14 protein-coding genes are annotated in these 18,880 nt (G+C 65.4%); 6 read left to right on the plus strand and 8 right to left on the minus strand.

From position 1 onward, the window contains the following. Nucleotides 1-97 precede the first annotated feature (97 nt). Complete coding sequence (locus AC58EF_RS18415) at nt 98-610, plus strand: hypothetical protein (RefSeq protein WP_497277913.1); 513 nt, start codon at nt 98-100, stop codon at nt 608-610. 267 nt (nt 611-877) lie between these two features. On the opposite strand, the gene AC58EF_RS18420 is transcribed toward AC58EF_RS18415, so the two are convergent. From AC58EF_RS18420 to AC58EF_RS18435, 4 genes are all read right to left on the minus strand, one after another. Continuing rightward, entirely contained in the window at nt 878-1,462 is a 585-nt protein-coding gene (locus AC58EF_RS18420; protein WP_497277810.1) for a gamma carbonic anhydrase family protein, read from the minus strand. Nucleotides 1,463-1,475: 13 nt separating this feature from the next. Beyond that, nucleotides 1,476-3,683, minus strand: a complete 2,208-nt coding sequence (locus AC58EF_RS18425) for a fused MFS/spermidine synthase (RefSeq protein WP_497277812.1) — start codon at nt 3,681-3,683, stop codon at nt 1,476-1,478. After that, nucleotides 3,683-4,678, minus strand: coding sequence for a porphobilinogen synthase (hemB, locus tag AC58EF_RS18430; protein ID WP_497277813.1), 996 nt, complete (start codon nt 4,676-4,678; stop codon nt 3,683-3,685). The genes AC58EF_RS18425 and hemB overlap by 1 nt, the downstream gene beginning before the upstream one ends. Nucleotides 4,679-4,781: 103 nt before the next feature. Beyond that, nucleotides 4,782-6,389 carry a M28 family metallopeptidase gene (locus AC58EF_RS18435; protein WP_497277815.1) on the minus strand — a complete coding sequence of 536 codons (1,608 nt, stop codon included), beginning with the start codon at nt 6,387-6,389 and terminating at the stop codon, nt 4,782-4,784. Nucleotides 6,390-6,508: 119 nt separating this feature from the next. Between AC58EF_RS18435 and AC58EF_RS18440 the strand changes: the two genes are divergently transcribed. After that, on the plus strand, nt 6,509-7,270 hold the full coding sequence (locus tag AC58EF_RS18440; RefSeq protein WP_497277817.1) for a head GIN domain-containing protein: 762 nt from the start codon (nt 6,509-6,511) through the stop codon (nt 7,268-7,270). After that, nucleotides 7,222-7,944: a GIN domain-containing protein gene (locus AC58EF_RS18445; protein ID WP_497277819.1), complete on the plus strand. Its 723-nt coding sequence runs from the start codon at nt 7,222-7,224 to the stop codon at nt 7,942-7,944. Before AC58EF_RS18440 ends, AC58EF_RS18445 begins: the two co-directional genes overlap by 49 nt. A gap of 120 nt (nt 7,945-8,064) precedes the next feature. Here the strand turns inward: AC58EF_RS18445 and AC58EF_RS18450 are convergent, their stop codons facing one another. The 4 genes from AC58EF_RS18450 to AC58EF_RS18465 all read right to left on the minus strand — a co-directional run bounded on the left by AC58EF_RS18450 (nt 8,065) and on the right by AC58EF_RS18465 (nt 14,760). Beyond that, nucleotides 8,065-8,388: a YdeI/OmpD-associated family protein gene (locus tag AC58EF_RS18450; protein WP_497277820.1), complete on the minus strand. Its 324-nt coding sequence runs from the start codon at nt 8,386-8,388 to the stop codon at nt 8,065-8,067. A gap of 47 nt (nt 8,389-8,435) precedes the next feature. Then, nucleotides 8,436-11,090: an alanine--tRNA ligase gene (gene alaS, locus AC58EF_RS18455; RefSeq protein ID WP_497277822.1), complete on the minus strand. Its 2,655-nt coding sequence runs from the start codon at nt 11,088-11,090 to the stop codon at nt 8,436-8,438. Nucleotides 11,091-11,284: 194 nt separating this feature from the next. Then, on the minus strand, nt 11,285-12,553 hold the full coding sequence (locus AC58EF_RS18460; RefSeq protein WP_497277823.1) for a M24 family metallopeptidase: 1,269 nt from the start codon (nt 12,551-12,553) through the stop codon (nt 11,285-11,287). Nucleotides 12,554-12,648: 95 nt separating this feature from the next. Next, nucleotides 12,649-14,760: a malate synthase G gene (locus tag AC58EF_RS18465; RefSeq protein WP_497277824.1), complete on the minus strand. Its 2,112-nt coding sequence runs from the start codon at nt 14,758-14,760 to the stop codon at nt 12,649-12,651. A gap of 140 nt (nt 14,761-14,900) precedes the next feature. Between AC58EF_RS18465 and AC58EF_RS18470 the strand changes: the two genes are divergently transcribed. Genes AC58EF_RS18470 through AC58EF_RS18480 form a run of 3 tightly spaced genes read left to right on the plus strand, consistent with a single transcriptional unit; the run spans nt 14,901 to nt 18,864 of the window. Further along, on the plus strand, nt 14,901-15,836 hold the full coding sequence (locus AC58EF_RS18470) for a LysR family transcriptional regulator (RefSeq protein ID WP_497277825.1): 936 nt from the start codon (nt 14,901-14,903) through the stop codon (nt 15,834-15,836). A 10-nt stretch (nt 15,837-15,846) separates the two neighbouring features. Further along, on the plus strand, nt 15,847-18,114 hold the full coding sequence (locus AC58EF_RS18475; protein WP_497277826.1) for an NADP-dependent malic enzyme: 2,268 nt from the start codon (nt 15,847-15,849) through the stop codon (nt 18,112-18,114). Nucleotides 18,115-18,165: 51 nt separating this feature from the next. After that, complete coding sequence (locus AC58EF_RS18480; protein ID WP_497277914.1) at nt 18,166-18,864, plus strand: L,D-transpeptidase family protein; 699 nt, start codon at nt 18,166-18,168, stop codon at nt 18,862-18,864. Nucleotides 18,865-18,880: the final 16 nt, after the last annotated feature.

Here is an 18,880-nt window from a genome sequence, read left to right on the forward strand (position 1 = left end):
TAGCGCCCCGCGCCCCGCCCGCCCATGGCTTTTGTTTTCCGTGATTTCCGGGCCGTGAAATGTTCCATTTCACTCGAAATCACTCTAGATGCAGATCATGACTCCGCGCCGCCTCTTCGCCGCACTGGCCCTGTTGCTCTCCGGCTGTGCTGGGGCGCCGCAAACTTATCCGTCGCTCGCCAAGCGCGCGATCGAAGGCGCCCCCATCGCGGAGGTCGCGCCCCCGCCGGCGCCGGTGGCGGCGGACCCACAGCTGTCCGCCGAAATCGCCCGCCATGTCGCGCAGGCGGACCAGGGTGCGGCCGCCTTCGATACCGCTTACGCCAATGCCGACAAGACAGTGAGGGCGGCAGCGGGCGCGTCGGTGTCCAGCGATGTCTGGGTCGCGGCGCAGGTCGCGATCAGTTCGCTGGAGGCTGCGCGCAACGACAGCGTGTCCGCGCTCGCCAGCCTCGACACGCTTTATGTCGAGCGGAGCAACGCTGTCGCCGATGGCAAGGCGCGGGGCGGGCTGGACGATATCGATGCGGCCCGCAGCGCCACTCTGACGCTGGTCGACCAGCAGAATGACCGCATCGATGCGATGAAGGCGCGCCTGCCGCAACCGTAAAGCGCGTGGGCGACGGAGCGACCATATCCCGTTATGCCAGTGAAGAAGATGATGATGACAGCGAAAGCTGGCCGTCTTCAAACCATCCATTCCAGCAGGGCGTGATGCCTTTACTTTGCCCCGTTCGCTTCGAGCTAAGTCGAGAAGCGGATAGCGCAATGCCAGCGTTTCTCGACTTCGCTCGAAACGAACGGCAGAACGACAAGGACTTAGCGCGCGCGATCGGCATCCGACACGACGCAGTGCGCTCTAATCCTCGTGCCTGCCCTACCCCTCCGCCGCCTTGATCGCGCCCTTGTGCGCCTTGGCATTGTGGACATAATGGTCGACGCCCTCGCGCATGTCGATCAGCGCTTTGTCGCTGAGGTCGCGCATATATTTGGCGGGGCGGCCGGCCCAGAGTTGGCGGTGCAGCACGCTCTTCCCCGGCGACAACAGCGCGCCGGCAGCCAGCATCGCATCGCTTTCTATCTTACAGCCGCTCATGACGATCGCGCCCAGGCCGACGAACGCACGATCCTCCAGCACGCAGCCATGGATCATCGCCATATGGCCGATCAGCACATCTTCACCGATGATCGCGGGCCACCCCTCGGCAGGCCGCCCGTCGGCGCGATCGCCGGGGCTGTCGCAATGAATCACTGTGCCGTCCTGCACGTTGGTTCGCGCGCCGATCCGCACCCGGTTCACGTCGCCCCGGATCACACAATTATACCAGATGCTGGCATCTTCCCCGATCTCCACATCGCCGATGATCCTGCATCCCGGTGCGATGAACGCGCTGGGGTGGATGACCGGCGTCTTGCCGCCGAAGGGAATGATGCTGACGTCGGGATAGGCAGGGGCCGACATGATGGCTTTCCTCTTATGGTCTGATCTTCAGGATCGGCAGGATGCTGGCATGATCGTCCGACCAGGCGGTAAAGCCGGGCCTCCCAGACAGCGTTTGCCATCCGTCCGCACCAGTCCGACGGACCAGCCGGTCCAGTTGCGCCCGATCACGCGACAAGGCAACCCAGACCGATGCCGTATAATGGCGGCCAGCATCCCGCTTGTCCGGCCTATAGTTGCGCAATCGCGCCTGCCAGCCACCTTCGCTCGCTCCGGCCGCCAGCACCGGGCGCAGGTCGAGATAGCGGTTGGAAATATGGATGAGCAGCAGGCCGTCGGGCGCGAGTCGGCGACCGTAGATCGCCAGCGCCTCGCGCGTCAGCAGATGCATCGGGATGGCATCGGAGGAAAAGGCATCAATCACCAGCAGGTCGGCACCGGCCGCCGATTGCCGCGCCAGCGTCATGCGCGCGTCGCCAATGACGATGTCGGCATGGGGCTGGCAGCGCGACAGGAAGGTGAAGTCGGCCGGATTGCGGGCGATCGCGGCCATGGCCGGATCGATCTCGTAGAAGCGCCAACTCTGGCCGGGACGAACATAGCAGGCAAGCGTGCCCGCGCCCAGGCCCACCACGTCGATGCGCGCCTTAGGCCCGAACAGCGCCGGCGCCTGGCGCAACGCCAGGCCGACGCCCGATTCCGGCGCATAATAGCTGGTGGGATCGCGTTCCCGGCCGGGCGTCCGATTCTGGATGCCGTGCAGGGTCGTGCCGTGGAACAGGATGCGCTCCGACCCGCTCCTGTCGGCTACGCCATAGACGCCGAAATAGCTGCGGGTGAGCATACCCGACACCGACTGCGACAACTTGTCCCAACCGCTGAGGCACAGCATCAGATAAAGCAGCATTCCCGCCGTCAACAGGCGATGGCCGAGCGCCATCACGCCCATGGCGATGATGGCCAGGAAGCTGATCGTCTTGAGCAGCGACGATTTCCATTCCGGCACCAATATGCCGCCGCCGATCACCGACAACAGCAGGCCGGCGACCAGCATCAGCGCGCCCAGCCACACACGGCGGCGCGGGTCCTCCCACAACAGGCGCGGCAGGCGCAGGAAAGGCTCGCGCGGCGGGAGCAGCAGCATAGCAGCGACCAGCAGGATCGGATATTCATAGGTCCAATCGAAGATGAGCGGCGCGATCAGCGCGCAGAACAGCCCGCCGATCATGCCACCGACCGACATGACCAGATAGAATCGCGTCAGATGCGCTGGCGCCGGGCGCAGATCATAGAGGCGGGCGTGAAGCGCCGTCGCGGTCACGAACAACACCGCCAATATGCCCATTGCGACGAAAACCGGGAAATGGACTCCTCCGGTAAAGGCCATGCAGGCACCGATCAGCAGCAGCAGCGGCGCGATCAGGGTGCAGAGGTTTGCCGCGCCGCGCCGAACGGCGAAAGCCAGAGTGAAACTCAACAGGTAGAGCCCGAGCGGCAGCACCCAGAGCAGCGGCATGGCGACGATGTCGGTGGTGAGGTAGAGGCTGGTCGCCAGCATCAATCCAGACGGCACCGCCGCCAACATGGTCCAGAGCAGCATCACACGCCAGTCGGGCAATGGCGACGCACCCTCTTCCGCTGTTGCCGCTGTTGGTCCATCGGGCGGCAGGCGGCGGGCGCTGGCGTAGACCAGAAAGAACAGCGCGCCATAACAGAGCGACCAGAAAATGCTCTGCGCCCTGAGGGTGAGCAGCGGCTCCACCAGCAGCGGATAGGCGATCAGCCCGGCGAAGCTGCCCAAATTCGACGCGGCGTAGAGCGGATAGGGATCGCTCCCGTCGGCGATGGCAAACCAGCGCTGGAGCAACGGCGCCTGCGCGGCAACGACGAAGAAAAGCGGGCCGATCGACGCACCCAGAAGCCAGAGGACCCAGAGCGCCGGCTCGGTCCCTTCGGGCGGCTGCCAGCCCGCCAGCCCAATCGGCAGGAAGGTGGCCGAAGCCAGGAACAGGCCGAGATGGATCATCGCCTGCCGCCGCGCGGGAAAGCGGCCGAGCATATGGGCATAGGCGTAGCCCGCCAGCAACAGCCCCTGATAGACCAGCATCGCCGAATTCCACACCGACGGCGCGCCGCCCAGACGCGGCAGCGCCATGCGGGCAATCATCGGCTGGACCAGGAAAAGCAGGAACGAGCCCGCACAGATGGTGAGAACGAAGCGGGACCGTGTTCCGATCCGCATCAGGCACCCAGCAGCCTTGCCGCGTGGAGGGCGTGGTAGGTCAGCACCCCGGAACAGCCCGCCCGCTTGAACGCCATCAGCGTTTCGAGGATCAGCGCATCGCGATCCCCCGCACCGGCTGCCGCAGCATGTTCGATCATCGCATATTCGCCCGACACCTGATAGGCGAAGACGGGAACGGCGAAACGGTCGCGCACCCGGGCAACGATGTCGAGATAGGGCAGGCCGGGCTTAACCATCACGCTGTCGGCGCCTTCCGCTAAGTCCAGAGCGACCTCGCGCAGCGCTTCCTCGCCATTGGCCGGGTCCATCTGGTAATTTTTCTTGTCGCCCTTGAGCAGCCCGCGCGATCCCACCGCGTCACGGAACGGGCCGTAGAAGGCGCTGGCATATTTGGCGGCATAGGCCATGATCTGGACATTGGCATGGCCGGTTTCCTCCAGCGCCTCGCGGATCGCGCCGACGCGGCCGTCCATCATGTCGCTGGGCGCGATGATGTCCGCGCCCGCCGCCGCCTGATTGAGCGACTGGCCGATCAGCACGTCGATGGTGGCGTCGTTGACGACATAGCCGGTCTCGTCCAGCAGCCCGTCCTGACCATGGGCGGTATAGGGATCGAGCGCAACGTCGGTCAGCACGCCGATATCGGGCACCGCGTCCTTGATCGCCCGGATCGCCCGGCACATCAGATTGTCGGGATTGAGCGCTTCGGCGCCATCGTCGCTGCGCCGATCGGCCTGGGTGTTGGGGAAGAGGGCGAGGCAGGGAATGCCGGCGTCGCGCGCCTCCTTCGCCCGCGCGACCATCAGGTCCACCGACCAGCGCGACACGCCAGGAAGCGCGGCGATGGGCTCCGCCACGCCCTGTCCTTCGGTGACGAAGAGCGGCCAGATGAAGTCGCTGGGCGACAGACGGCTTTCGGCATACATCGCCCGGCTCCAGGCGGCGGCGCGGGTGCGGCGCATACGCAGCGCCGGATAGGGGGCATAGGTCATGAGGCGGGTTTAGGCCGAGGGGCAAGGGGGATCAAGCGGGACACATTGTCTCAATGACTGGCGGAACAATCGATCCGGGCCGGAGCGTCATCTCCGCGCCCCTTTATTTCGCGAAGCGCCTGAAGAAACTGTCGTCGTTCCAGCGCGGACGGGGCCGCGCGTTGGCGACGCGCAGCGTCACCGCCGTCACATAGTCGTTCAGCTTCGCCGTCTCGGCCGGCATCACCGGCTGGTTCAAGTCGTCGAAGGGTGAGTGGTAGAGGTTCGCGCGCCATGCCTTTTCGGTTTCCGCCTCGGGCGTACCGGCCTTGAACCCATATTTGAAGAAGAGCGACGGAATGCCTTCGCGGATGAAGGCATATTGGTCGGAACGGATGAAGACATTGCGGTCCGGGAAGGGATCGGGCGTGATCGGCAGATTCATGGCCGCGCTCACCGCTGCCGCATCCTGCCCCAGCGAGCTTTGATCATAGCCGATCGGCGTGACAGCGGTCAGCGGGAAAATCGGCAGCGCCATGTCGAAATTAAGGTCGGCGACGATGCTCCGTTGCGGCACCGTCGGGCGGCGGGCGAAATAACGGGCGCCCAGAAGCCCCTTCTCCTCCGCCGTGACGATGGCGAAGAGGATAGACCGCTTCGGCTTGTCCCTGCCGGCCTTCAACGCGCGGGCGATTTCCAGCAGGCTGGCGACGCCGGACGCATTGTCCAGCGCGCCATTATAGATGGCATCGCCTTTGATCGGCGTGCCGACGCCATAGCCGTCGAGATGAGCCGAAAGGACCACATATTCGCCCCGCAGCCTGGAGTCGGCGCCCGGCATGACGGCGACGAGGTTAGGAGACGACAGGTCGCGCCGCCTGGCGACGACCCGCGCCTTCAGCCGCAACGCCAGGGGAAAGCTGGCGACCGACGCGGAACTGTCGGCCGCGGCGGCGATCGCGGCGAAATCCTTGCCGCTGCCTTCAAAGAGCATGGCCGACTTGGCGGGGTCGAACTGGGCGCCCAAAAAGGGGGTTTGCGTTTCGCGCAGGCTGTTGTCGGCATAATAGAGCGCCGGCGCGCTGGCCAGCGCAACACGGCGGGCCCAGGGGATTTCCACCTGCTTGGGCGTCACCAGCAGGATCAGGCCCAATGCCCCCTGCTGCGCCAGCCACTGCGCACGTTCCGACCGGGCGTGCGACTTGAGCGCGCCGGAAATCGTGGCGGGGCCGCCAGACAGCACCACCACGATCTTGCCCCTGACGTCGAGGCCGGCAAAATCATCATGCCCGACCTCCGGCAGGTGCAGGCCATAGCCGGCGAAGACCAGCGGGGCGTCGACCGCCTCCGGCACGGGGCCACCGCTGCCCGAAAAGATCAGGTCGTTCGGCACCGAAAGCGACATCTCTCCCTTGTTCCCCACAAGCGCGGCGCTGCTCCGGTCGGACAGGACGACCTGCTCGACGAAGGCGACCGGCTGCTTATATCCATCCACGCCCATGGGCTTGAGGCCAAGCGCCTTGAACTGGCCGATCACATAATCGGCCGCGCGATCATAGCCGGGCGTGCCGGTGCCGCGCCCTTCCATGCCGTCATCGGCGAGGGCCTGTACATGCGCCCACCAGCGCGCGCCTTTCTCCCCGTTCGTTTCGGCATGGGCGGCAGGGACGGCGATCAGCGACAAGAACAGGAGAGCAAGGTGCGACATGCTGCGCAGCGATCCGGGACGCATAGATGGAGAGACTCCGCGATTTTCAATATTCTATCTTGGCCAGAAAGGTGCGACGAACAAGAGGCTTGGAACCGCCATCCGATTGTGTATTATAAGAGCAATACAGCATGGAGATCGTGATGCCCCGCTCCCTTCCTCTCTTGCCCCTGCTCCTGTCCGGCCTTGCCTTGTCGACCAGCGCCTGTTCGCGCAACAGTGAATCGCCCGCCGCCGACGAAGTCGCACGGACCGCGCAGAATTGGTCCACCCTGAAGGACTTCGACGCCATAGACGCCACCGGGCCCGACAATGTCGCCGTCACCATCGCGAAGGATTTCAGCATCCGGGCGGAGGGTGATCCCAAATCTGTCGCCGACCTCGACATCCAGGTGAAGGGCGGCAAACTGGTGATCGGCCGCAAGTCCAAGGGCGACTGGAACTGGGGACGCAAGGATGGCGGGAGCGATGGCAACAGGGGCGCGACCGTCCATGTCACCATGCCCGCGATCAAATCCGCGGATCTGACCGGCGCGGGCGATTTCGATCTCGACAAGGCGGAGGGCGACAGCCTGGACCTGTCGCTGACCGGCGCGGGCGATTTCCGCATTGACACGGTGAAACTCAAGTCGCTGACCACCGACATCACCGGCGCGGGATCTGTGAAGATCGCCGGCACCGCCGATACGGCAAAACTCTCCATCACCGGCGCGGGCGACATCGATGGCGAGGCGCTGAAGGTGGGTGACGCCGACGTGTCGATCCTGGGCGCGGGCGACATCGACTTTGCCTCCGACGGGAAGGTCGCTATCAGTATCATGGGGCCGGGCGACGTGACGGTGAAGGGCAAGGCGCAATGCACGACCAAGGGTGTTGGACCGGGCGAGGCGCGCTGCGCGCCCTGATCGGGGCCGGGTTGCTTGTCGCGGCGCCCGCGAGCGCGGCGACGCGCGGCTTCACCATCACCAGCTTCGACGCGATCCGCGTGGATGCGCCCGTGACCGTGGTGCTGACCACCGGCGGCGGAACGTCCGCGCGCGCGGAAGGGGATCAGGCCGCGCTCGACCGGCTGAAGGTTGACGTATCGGGGCGGCTGCTGACCGTTGGCATGGAGCGGCCGCGCGCTGGCGAAAAGAGCGCCGGCGCAGCGACGCTGCGGCTGTCGACGGAGATGGTCGGCCGGGTTCTTCTGAATGGCGGCGGGTCCATCGCCATCAATCGCCTGAAGGGATTGCACGGCGAAATAGCGCTGGCCGGCAATGGCGATGTCAATGTGAGCGACATTCAGTTCGACCGGCTGGACCTGACCCTATCCGGGGGCGGACGCGCAACACTGACCGGCCGCGCCAGTGTCGCCAATGTCCGGGTTGGCGGCCCCGGAGCCGTTGCCGCCGAGCCGTTGCGCGCGCGTCAGGCGAGCGTCTTCAATGATGGACCCGGCAGCGTCGTCCTGACGGCGGACGTCAATGCGAAAATCGTCGCGACCGGATCTGGCGATGTGACGGTCGGCGGCAAGCCCGCCTGCACCGTCGACAATCGCGGCACGGGGCATGTGATGTGCGGCGGGGAGCGCTATTAGAGTGTGATGGCTTCACATTGATCCATCCCGTCATTGCGAGCACAGCGAAGCAATGACGATTCAAGGAATGCATCCCCCTCTATGTCGCGGCATTTTATCTGGACGGGATCGTGAGCCGTCTCAGGCCTGTTTACCGCCCTTCTTCCCCTGCTGATCAATCAGGACGGCTTGTTGCCATCGGCTTGGCGCCTTGTCCGTGCGATGAATGCATCCCGCCCAGCAGCAAGGGCGCTTCTTGCCCTCCAGCAGTTCCTCACAGGTTCGCTCAATCCGGCGCTGCCGCGTCTTTGACTGTTTCGCATCTTCCACCCAGCAGATGAATTCATTCCTGCCAAGCGGTGTCAGGCTTTCCCACAGCGCCAAAACCTTCGGATTCAATCGCAAGGCCGCTTCAAGGTCTTCGCCGGCTGTGTGAACAGTGCCATGTGAAAAAGCGTTCGTCACGAAACCCTCCAGGAGAATCCTGCCGGAAAAGCGAACCCTCGCGCCGGTCAGGCGGGAACGCTGGCGAGCGCCGCCTTGACCGCATCGATCGCCGCCTGCGCCTTGTCGCCGTCGGGGCCGCCGCCCTGCGCCATGTCGGGACGGCCGCCACCGCCCTTGCCGCCCAGCGCTTCCACGCCCGCGCGGACGAGATCGACCGCGCTGATGCTGCCCACCAGATCGTCGGTGACGCCCACGGCGATGCTGGCGCGACCGTCGACCACCGCAAGCACGGCCGATACGCCGCTGCCCAGGCTCGCCTTGTTCTGATCGACGATGCCGCGCAGTTCCTTTGGATCGAGGCCGTCGATCACCTGACCGATGAAATTGATGCTGCCGACCTTCTCAGGGCCAGCCGCCTGGACAGCGCCACCGCCGCCAAGCGCCAGCGCCTTCTTCGCTTCGGCCAGTTCCCGCTCCAGCTTACGGCTCTGTTCGACCAGAGCGGCGATGCGCGCGGGCACATCCTCCGGCGTGGTCTTGAGCGCGGCGGCGGTCTGGCGCAGCTTGTCGTCGCGATCGGTCAGCCACAGGCGCGCGGCTTCGCCGGTCAGCGCCTCGATCCGGCGGACGCCCGAGGAAACGGCGCTTTCACCGACGATCTTGAGCAGGGCGATGTCGCCCAGCGCGCGGACATGGGTGCCGCCGCACAGTTCGACCGAATAGCTGTGCTCATCGCCCTTCCCCATGGAAAGGACGCGGACCTCGTCGCCATATTTCTCGCCGAACAGCGCCATGGCGCCGGCCGCGATGGCGTCGTCCGGGGTCATCAGGCGGGTCATCACCTCGTCATTGTGACGGATTTGCGCGTTCACGTCCGCCTCGACCGCGGCGATCTGGGCATGGGTCAGCGCTTCGGGATGGGAGAAGTCGAAGCGCAGGCGGTCGGGCGCGACCAGACTGCCCTTCTGCGTCACATGCGCGCCCAACTCCTTACGAAGGGCGGCGTGCAGCAGATGGGTGGCGCTGTGATTGGCGCGGATGCGATCGCGGCGCTCGACATCGACAGCGAGATGGACAGTATCACCGACCTTGACGCTGCCCGCCCCGATCGTGGCGCGATGCGCGTGCAGACGGCCGAGCGGCTTGGACGTGTCCTCGACTTTGGCGGACAGGCCGCTTGCCGAGGAAATGACGCCTGCGTCGCCCATCTGGCCGCCGCTTTCGCCATAGAAAGGCGTCTGGTTGGTGACGATCGTGACCGTCTCGCCGGCGGTCGCGCTGTCGAAGTTCACACCGTTGTTGACGATCGCCAGCACCTCGCCCTCGCCCTGTGTCGAGCTGTAACCAATGAACTCGGTATTGCCCGCCTTTTCGGCGATGTCGAACCAGATTTCATCCGACGCCTTTTCGCCCGACCCCTTCCAGGCGGCGCGCGCGGCGGCCTTCTGCTCGGCCATGGCGCTGTCGAAACCGGCGCGGTCGACGGTCAGACCGCGCGAGCGCAGCGCGTCCTCTGTCAGGTCGTAGGGGAAGCCATAGGTGTCGTAGAGCTTGAACGCCGTCTCGCCGGGCAGCGTGCTGCCTTCGTCAAGGTCGAGCGTCGCTTCGTCGAGCAGGCGCAGGCCGTTTTCCAGCGTCTTGCGGAAGCGGGTTTCCTCGCGCAGCAGCGTTTCCTCGATCAGCGGCTGAGCGCGGACCAGTTCGGGATAGGCGCCACCCATTTCCGACACGAGGCTGGAGACGAGGCGATACATCAACGGCTCCTTCGCGCCGATGATGTGGGCGTGGCGCATGGCACGGCGCATGATGCGGCGCAGGACATAGCCACGGCCCTCGTTCGCGGGCAGCACGCCGTCCGCGATCAGGAAGCTGGTCGAGCGGAGATGGTCGGCGATGACGCGATGGCTGGCCTTGTGCTCGCCTGTCGTGGCGGTCTTCGACAGCGCGCCGCTTTCGGCGATCAGCGCCTTGAATGTGTCGGTATCATAATTGTCGTGGACGCCCTGAAGCACCGCCGCGATGCGCTCCAGCCCCATGCCGGTGTCGATACTGGGCTTGGGCAGTTCGCTGACGATCTCGTTCGCTTCCTGCTCATATTGCATGAAGACGAGGTTCCAGATCTCGACGAAGCGGTCGCCATCCTCTTCCGGCGATCCGGGAGGACCGCCCCAGATATGGTCGCCATGGTCGTAGAAGATTTCCGAACAGGGACCGCAGGGGCCGCTGTCGCCCATCGCCCAGAAATTATCCTTGGTCGGGATACGGATGATACGCTGTTCGGGCAGGCCGGCGATCTTCTTCCACAGCTCGAACGCCTCGTCGTCCGTGTGATAGACGGTCGCGGTCAGCTTGTCGGGCGACAGGCCCCATTCCTTGGTCAGCAGAGTCCAGGCATGGGTGATCGCCTGTTCCTTGAAATAGTCGCCGAAGCTGAAATTGCCCAGCATTTCGAAGAAGGTATGGTGGCGCGCGGTATAGCCGACATTGTCGAGATCATTATGCTTGCCGCCGGCGCGGACCGACTTCTGGCTCGACGTCGCGGTCTTGTAGGGGCGCGTTTCCAGACCCGTGAAGACATTCTTGAACGGCACCATGCCCGCGTTCACGAACATCAGCGTCGGATCGTTATGCGGCACCAGCGGCGCGGACGGAACGATGGTGTGGCCGTTGGCCCCGAAATAGTCGAGGAAAGAGCGGCGAATGTCGTTGGTCGAGGTCATGCGCGCGATTTAGTGAGAAGCGGCCCGGCGCACAAGCGGGGGATTTGGTCGACCGCAACCAAGACGCGGAGGATGATCTTTCACCTTACTCTCGATCCGTTCGTCCTGAGCTTGTCGAAGGGCCTTACTGCCTTCCTCGCAAACCGAAAAAGGGGCTTCGACAGGCTCAGCCCGAACGGAGGATAGTAAATCTTTTATCCGATCGGCTGCTCGATCGATGCCGGCGGCTTGGAAAACCATTTCGGTCCCTGCGCGGTCATGTGGAAACAGTCCTCCATTCGGATGCCCATCGTGCCGGGCAAATACAGGCCGGGTTCGTTGGAGAAGCACATGCCGACGTCCAGCTTCGTCGTCTCGCCATGGACGAGGTTGACCGGCTCATGCCCCTCCATGCCGATGCCATGGCCGGTGCGATGGGAGAGGCCCGGCAGCGCATAGCCGGGGCCGTAGCCCAGCGACTGATAATAGCTGCGCACCGCATCGTCGACCGAACCGGCGGGGACGCCGAGTTTCGCGGCGGCGAAGGCGATCTTCTGGCCCTGCGACACCTCGTTCCAGACCTTGCGCTGCTGGGCGGTGGGAGCCGCGCCGTGCACCCAGGTTCGGCTGATGTCGGACTGATAATCCTCGACCGTGCAGCCGCAGTCCATCAGCACGACTTCCCCTGCTCGCACCGCTTGCGGCTTGCCGGAGCCGTGCGGATAGGCGGCCGCTTCGCCGAGCAGGATGAGGTTGAATTCGACCTGCCCACCCAGTTGCTTCGTCGCGGCGCTCATCAGCGCGGCGATATCGGCGGGGGTCATGCCGGCCTTCACCTGCGGATAAGTCCAGCGATAGGCGGCCATGGTGACATCGGCGGCCTTTTGCATCAGGGCGATTTCGGCGGTGGTCTTGCGCATTCTTATGGCGCGGGTGACGGGGTCTTTCACCAGCGTCGCGGCGGGGAGCGCAGCCTTGAGACCGTCGACCGCGAAGTAGCGGACCGTTTCCTCGATGCCGATGCGCCCCTTGGCCAACCCCTTCGCGGTCAGATAGTCGGCGATCGGGACATAAGGGCTTTCATGCTCCTGCCAGACGCGCACTTCGGCCGGGATGGCCAGCGATTCGTCGATCGAGGGCTTTTCGAAAAAGGGACAGATGATGAGCGGTGCTCCGCTCGCGGGAATGATGGCGGCGGTCAGCCGTTCGGAGCGGTGCCAGCGCACGCCCGTATAGTAAATGAGGCTGGCGCCCGGTTCGATCAGCAGCGCGTCGATCCCGGCCGTCTGCATCGCCTGCTGCGCGCGGGCGAGGCGATCGGCGCGTTCGGCCTTGCCGATCGGGGTGACGGCGCCGGTCAGGGACGCGAGCGCCTCGGCCGCCCGCTCCTGCGCGAACAGGCGCGGGCCGACAAGCGACGTGGCGAGGCCGGCGGCGGCGGTGCGCAGCAGGGTGCGGCGGTCTGGACGAAAGGATTTGGTCATGAGGCTCCCCCGCTGCGTTGGCCGAATGGCTAACGCAGCGGGACATTTATCACAACATTTGTCATTGGGAGCGGAGCGAAGCAATGACGAAGAGTTTACGCGACCTCCAGAGCCTCCGCCTTCTTCCTGGCGCGGAAGGCGTGGAGGAGCGGTTCGGTATAGCCGCTGGGCTGCTCGACGCCCTCGAACACCAACGCGCGGGCGGCTTGGTAGGCGAGGCTCTCCGCTTCGCGGCCGCTCATCGGCTGATAGAGCGGATCGCCCGCATTCTGGGCGTCGACCTTGGCCGCCATGCGCCGGAGCGCGGCGTCGACCTGCTCCGCCGTGCAGACGCCATGCAGCAGCCAGTTGGCTATATGCTGCGAGGAAATGCGCAGCGTTGCGCGGTCCTCCATCAGGCCGATATCGTGGATGTCGGGCACCTTGGAACAGCCGACACCCTGATCGACCCAGCGGACGACATAGCCCAATATACCCTGCGCATTATTGTCCAGTTCCTGCGCGATCTCCTCTTCGGAGAAGTTGCGGCCGACCGCGATGGGGATGGTCAGCAGCCGGTCGAGCGAGGCTATGCCCTCCGCCGCGCGCTCCGCCTGACGGGCGAAGACGTCGATGCGGTGATAATGGGTCGCGTGCAAGGTCGCGGCGGTCGGCGAAGGCACCCAGGCGGTGTTGGCCCCGCTTTTCGGGTGGCCGACCTTCTGCTCCAGCATGTCGGCCATGCGATCGGGCGCGGCCCACATGCCCTTGCCGATCTGCGCCCTGCCCGACAGGCCGCAGGCAAGGCCGATCTGGACATTGCGGTCCTCATAGGCGGTGATCCAGTCGCTCGCCTTCATCTCGCCCTTGCGGATCATCGGGCCGGCCTGCATCGACGTGTGCATCTCGTCCCCGGTGCGGTCGAGGAAGCCGGTGTTGATGAAGACGATACGGTCGCGAACCGCCTCGATACAGGCGGCGAGATTGGCCGAGGTGCGGCGCTCCTCATCCATGACGCCGACCTTCAGCGTATGGCGCGCCATGCCCAGCATGTCCTCGATCGCGTCGAACAGGCGGTTGGTGAAAGCCGCTTCTTCGGGGCCGTGCATCTTGGGCTTGACGATATAGACGCTGCCGGCGCGGCTGTTGCCGCCCTGCTTCTGCAAGTCGTGCAGCGCAATCAGGCTGGTGACGATGCCGTCCAATATGCCTTCAGGCGCTTCCGAGCCATCGGGGAGGCGGATGGCCGGGTTGGTCATCAGATGGCCGACATTACGGACGAAGAGCAGGCTGCGCCCCGGCAGGATGAAGGCGCTGCCGTCCGGCGCGGTATAGGCGCGGTCGGGGTTGAGCGCGCGCGTCATCATCGCCCCGCCCTTTTCGAACGTGTCGGTCAGGTCGCCCTGCATCAGGCCCAGCCAGTTGGCATAGGCGGCGACCTTGTCGGCCGCGTCGACGGCGGCGACCGAGTCCTCCAGATCGCAGATGGTGGTCAGCGCGGACTCGAGAATGACGTCGGCGAGGCCGGCCGGGTCGGTCGCGCCGATCGGGTGGGCGCGGTCGAAGATCAGCTCGATATGGAGGCCATTGTGGCGGAACAGGCGGCCCTTTTCGCTGGTGCCGACGAACTGCGTGGGATCGGCAAGGACGATCTCGTCGCTCGCCAGGTCGGCCCAGCTTCCGCTCGCCAGCGGGATCGCATCGTCGAGGAACGCCTTGGCCCAGGCGATGACCTGCGCGCCGCGGGCGGCGTCATAGCCCTTCCCTGCCGCAGCGCCGGGGATCGCGTCGGTGCCGTAGAGCGCGTCATAGAGGCTGCCCCAGCGCGCATTGGCGGCGTTCAGCAGGAAGCGGGCGTTGAGGATCGGGACGACCAATTGCGGGCCGGCCATGCGGGCGACCTCGTCATCGACATTCTCGCTGCCGATGGTGAAGGACGCGGGTTCGGCAACCAGATAGCCGATCTCGCGCAGATAGGCCTGATAGGCGGCCGCGTCGTGGGGCTGGCCCTTGCGCTGTTCGTGCCAGCCATCGATCTGCGCCTGGAGCGTGTCGCGCTTGCGCAGCAAAGTGGCGTTGTCGGGGGTGAAGCGCGCGAAGATGTCGGCGGCACCGGCCCAGAAGGCGTCGGGCGCGATGCCGGTGCCAGGGAGCGCCCGGCTGTCGATGAAATCGGCCAGGGACTGCGCGACCTGAAGGCCGGATTTGTCGATCATGCGGTCGGTCATCATTCCGATCCTCTATATTTTGCCGTCATCCCCGCTTTCGCGGGAATGACGAAGGAGGTTGTCGTGGATTGTCTAGCCGATTCCTATTATGCCGTGTAGACGCTATTATTCGAAGACAGTCATTCCTATGGGGAACGAGTATGATGGACCCGGACCATGAATTGTTCGTGACCGTCGTGGATGAAGGCGGGCTGGCGGCGGCGGGACGGCGAATGCATATCTCACCCGCCATGATGTCCAAGCGGCTGGCCCGGCTGGAGGAGCGGCTCGGCGCCAAGCTGGTGCATCGCACCACCCGGCGGCTGGCGCTGACCCCGGCGGGAGAGCGGCTGCACGCAGACCTGCGCGGTATATTGGCGGCGCTGGACGATGCGGAACGGCGCGTGTCGGGCGCGTCGGCGGTGGCGTCCGGGCCGCTGCGGATCACCGCGCCGACCTCCTTCGGGCGGATGCATCTGGCGCCCTATCTCCAGCGCTTCATCGTCGCGCATCCGAAGGTCGAACTCAGTGTCGACCTGTCCGACGATTTTTCCGACCTGATCGAGAGCCGCACCGATCTCGCCATCCGTATCACCGCCGATCCGGGGCCGGGGCTGACGGCAAAAAGACTGGCGACCAACCGGCGCATCCTCTGCGCATCGCCCGCCTATCTGGCTCAGCATGGCGCGCCGGAGAAAATTGCCGACCTCAGGAACCATCGCCTGCTCGCCGCCGAGGGTCAGATGCCCTGGCGGCTGGTCGGACCGCAGGGATCGGTGAGCGTCGAGGGCCGCAGCCACGTCCGCACCAACAGCAGCGAATTGGTGCGCGAACTGACGCTGGCGGGCGGCGGCATCGCGCTGCGTTCGCTGTGGGACATCAGCGAAGCCTTGCTGCGCGGCGACGTGCAGCAAATCTTACCGATATATGAAGGATCGAGCGATGTCGGCCTGTTCGCGGTGCAGTTGCAGCAGGCCAGTCCGCCGCGCAGCATCACCGCCTTCGTCGATTTTCTTGTTACACTTTACGTCCCGACGCCACCGTGGGAAGATATCGGGGGAACGCGCTGGCTTGCCCTAGCGGAACCAAGCCTCTAAGGCCGCCCATATGGACGACAACACCCGCCGCGCCGCCCTCGACTATCACCGCTATCCCCAGCCCGGTAAGCTCCGCATCGAGCCGACCAAGCGCATGGTGAACCAGCGCGACCTCGCGCTGGCCTATTCACCTGGCGTTGCCGCGCCCTGCGAGGAGATCGCCGCCGATCCCGACAAGGCGATGGACTATACCGCGCGGGGCAATCTGGTCGCGGTCATCTCCAACGGCACCGCGGTGCTGGGCCTGGGCGCGATCGGCGCGCTGGCGTCGAAGCCGGTGATGGAAGGCAAGGCTGTCCTTTTCAAGAAATTCGCCGACATCGACGTGTTCGACATCGAAGTCGACACCACCGACCCGGACAAGTTCGTCGACGCCGTAGCGCTGCTGGAGCCGACCTTCGGCGGCATCAATCTGGAAGACATCAAGGCGCCCGAATGTTTCGCCATCGAGCAGCGCCTGAAGGAACGGATGAACATTCCGGTCTTTCATGACGACCAGCATGGCACCGCCATCGTCGTCGCCGCCGCCGTGCGCAACGCGCTGGTGTTGCAGGGCAAGACGCTGGCCGACGCGAAGCTGGTGACGTCGGGCGCCGGAGCGGCGGCGCTGGCCTGCGTCGACCTTCTGGTGTCGATGGGTCTGCCCGTCGAGAATGTCACCATGACCGACAAGGACGGCGTGATCCATTCGGGCCGCGAAAACATGCTGCCCAACATGGCGCGCTATGCCCGCACCACCAATGCGCGCACCCTGCCGGACGTGCTGCCGGGCGCGAACCTGTTCCTGGGCCTGTCGGCGCCGGGCGTGCTGAAGCCCGAATGGCTGCCGCTGATGGCGCCCAATCCGCTGATTTTCGCGCTCGCCAACCCGGAGCCGGAAATCCGCCCGGAGGCCGCGCGCGAAGTGCGCCCCGACGCGATCATCGCCACTGGCCGGTCGGACTATCCCAACCAGGTCAACAATGTCCTGTGCTTCCCCTATATCTTCCGCGGCGCGCTGGATGTGGGCGCGACGCAGATCAACGAGGCGATGAAGGTCGCGGCGGCCGACGCCATCGCCGGTCTTGCCCGGATGCCCGCGCATGACAGCGTCGCGCAGGCCTATGGCGGCCGAAAGCTGGTGTTCGGCGCAGACTATATCATCCCGACGCCCTTCGACCCGCGTCTGATCGGCGAGATCGCGGTCGCCGTCGCCAAGGCGGCGATGGACAGCGGCGTCGCCAAGAAGACGCTGGACCCGGAAGAATATAAGCGCAGCCTGATCCGCCAGGCGACCCGATCCGGCCAACTGATGCTGCCGGTGTTCGAGGCTGCCCGCGGCAGCAACACCCGCATCGCCTATGGCGAGGGCGAGGACGAGCGCGTGTTGCGCGCCGTGCGCGACGCGCTGGACGAAGGCATCGTCCGCCCGACCCTGGTCGGCCGCCGCCGTATCCTGAACCAGAAGCTGCCCGAACTCGGCCTGAACCTCGACCTCGACAAGGATGTCGATCTGGTCGATCCCGAAGTCGACCATCTGGTCATGGGCGAGCTGGTGGAAGCCTATCGCGCCGTCGCCTCGCGCCGGGGTGTGCCCGCCGACGAAATATTGCGCCATGTCTATCGCCGCCCCACCATCACCGCCGCCATGCTGCTGCGCACCGGCCGGGTCGATGCCGCGCTGGTCGGCGGGCGTTCCGAATATTGGGGTCAGGTTGAGCATGTGTTGCGCATCATCGATCGAGTGCCGGGCCATAGTCGCGTCTATGCGCTGTCGGGCCTGATCCTGGACGCGGGCGCGCTGTTCATCACCGACACCCATATGGTGCCGGACCCAACGCCCGAACAGATTGCGGAAATGGCGCTGGCGGCGTCTTCCGAAATCGCGCATTTCGGGCTGAAGCCGCGCGTGGCGCTGCTGTCCCACTCCAATTTCGGCGCGTCGCACACCGACAGCGCGCGCAAGATGCGCAGGGCGCTGAAGCTGGTGCGCGAAGCCGCGCCCGAACTGGCGGTCGACGGCGAGATGCACGCGGACGCCGCGCTCAGCCAGTCGCTGCGCGAGCGGCTGATCCCCGATTCGCGCTTCGAAGGGCCGGCGAACCTGCTGGTCATGCCGAACCTGGACGCGGCGAACATCACGCTGACCGCGCTCGCCGCGTCGTCCAGTTCGCCGACGGTCGGGCCGATGCTGATGGGACTGACCAAGCCCATCCATGTGCTGACGCCCGGCGTCACATCGCGCGGCATCCTGAACCTGACCGCCATCGCGGCGGCGGAAGTGGCGCGCGAAGGCTGAGTTTAACCTTTTGCGCCTATTCTGACCGGGAATGGAGGCATGAAGGACGAGATGGCAGGTTTGTTCAAGGCGTTGGCGAAAAGCGCCGGCCCCAAGCTGGCCATCGGCCTGGGTCTGGGGGGCGCCGCTCTGCTGGCTATGCACTGGATGGATCGGCCGGCGGCCCGCGATGCCGAGCCGTCCGGGACCGGGGACGTCAAACCCGCATCCGCCCCTCCTCCACTCCCCTCCCCCGCCAAACCGACCGAACGGCGTAGCGACCAACCGATGGCGATCGATCCGCGTGCGCTGACGGTGAAGCGCGTGCTCCAGATCGACGGCCCGTTCCGCCATGGCGACTATGTCTGGGATGAAAAGGGCGCGCCCGCGACCGGGCCGGTCATCATCACCATCGACCTCAAGGCCGAGACGCTGTCCGTCTTCCGCGCAGGCTATGAGATCGGCGCAGCGGTCATCCTCTATGGCGCGACCGACAAGCCCAGCCCGCAAGGCGCCTTCCCGATCACGGAGAAGGACGCCGACCATGTGTCAAATCTTTATGACGCGCCCATGCCCTACGCCCAGCGGCTGACGAGCGACGGCGTCTTCATCCATGGCAGCGACGTCGAATATGGCCGCGGCACCCATGGCTGTATCGGCGTGCCGACCGCCTTCGCGCAGAAGCTGTTCGGCGTGACCAAGCTGGGCGACGTGGTGGTCATCACCAACGGCAAGATGCTGGACGTCAGCAAGGCGCGGGTAGGAGCATAGGATTTTTTCTGCCGTT

The sequence above is a fragment of the Sphingobium sp. WR1 genome, from assembly GCF_059693745.1.

Bases quoted from the DNA above. Each gene is read 5' to 3' on its own strand.
- AC58EF_RS18480 (WP_497277914.1), top strand. From the start codon at position 18,166: ATGGCAGGTTTGTTCAAGGCGTTGGCGAAAAGCGCCGGCCCCAAGCTG.
- AC58EF_RS18440 (WP_497277817.1), top strand. From the start codon at position 6,509: ATGCCCCGCTCCCTTCCTCTCTTGCCCCTGCTCCTGTCCGGCCTTGCC.
- alaS (WP_497277822.1), bottom strand. From the start codon at position 11,090: ATGACCTCGACCAACGACATTCGCCGCTCTTTCCTCGACTATTTCGGG.
- AC58EF_RS18460 (WP_497277823.1), bottom strand. From the start codon at position 12,553: ATGACCAAATCCTTTCGTCCAGACCGCCGCACCCTGCTGCGCACCGCC.
- AC58EF_RS18420 (WP_497277810.1), bottom strand. From the start codon at position 1,462: ATGTCGGCCCCTGCCTATCCCGACGTCAGCATCATTCCCTTCGGCGGC.
- AC58EF_RS18415 (WP_497277913.1), top strand. From the start codon at position 98: ATGACTCCGCGCCGCCTCTTCGCCGCACTGGCCCTGTTGCTCTCCGGC.
- AC58EF_RS18475 (WP_497277826.1), top strand. From the start codon at position 15,847: ATGGACGACAACACCCGCCGCGCCGCCCTCGACTATCACCGCTATCCC.
- AC58EF_RS18445 (WP_497277819.1), top strand. From the start codon at position 7,222: ATGCACGACCAAGGGTGTTGGACCGGGCGAGGCGCGCTGCGCGCCCTG.
- hemB (WP_497277813.1), bottom strand. From the start codon at position 4,678: ATGACCTATGCCCCCTATCCGGCGCTGCGTATGCGCCGCACCCGCGCC.
- AC58EF_RS18470 (WP_497277825.1), top strand. From the start codon at position 14,901: ATGATGGACCCGGACCATGAATTGTTCGTGACCGTCGTGGATGAAGGC.
- AC58EF_RS18425 (WP_497277812.1), bottom strand. From the start codon at position 3,683: ATGCGGATCGGAACACGGTCCCGCTTCGTTCTCACCATCTGTGCGGGC.
- AC58EF_RS18435 (WP_497277815.1), bottom strand. From the start codon at position 6,389: ATGCGTCCCGGATCGCTGCGCAGCATGTCGCACCTTGCTCTCCTGTTC.
- AC58EF_RS18465 (WP_497277824.1), bottom strand. From the start codon at position 14,760: ATGACCGACCGCATGATCGACAAATCCGGCCTTCAGGTCGCGCAGTCC.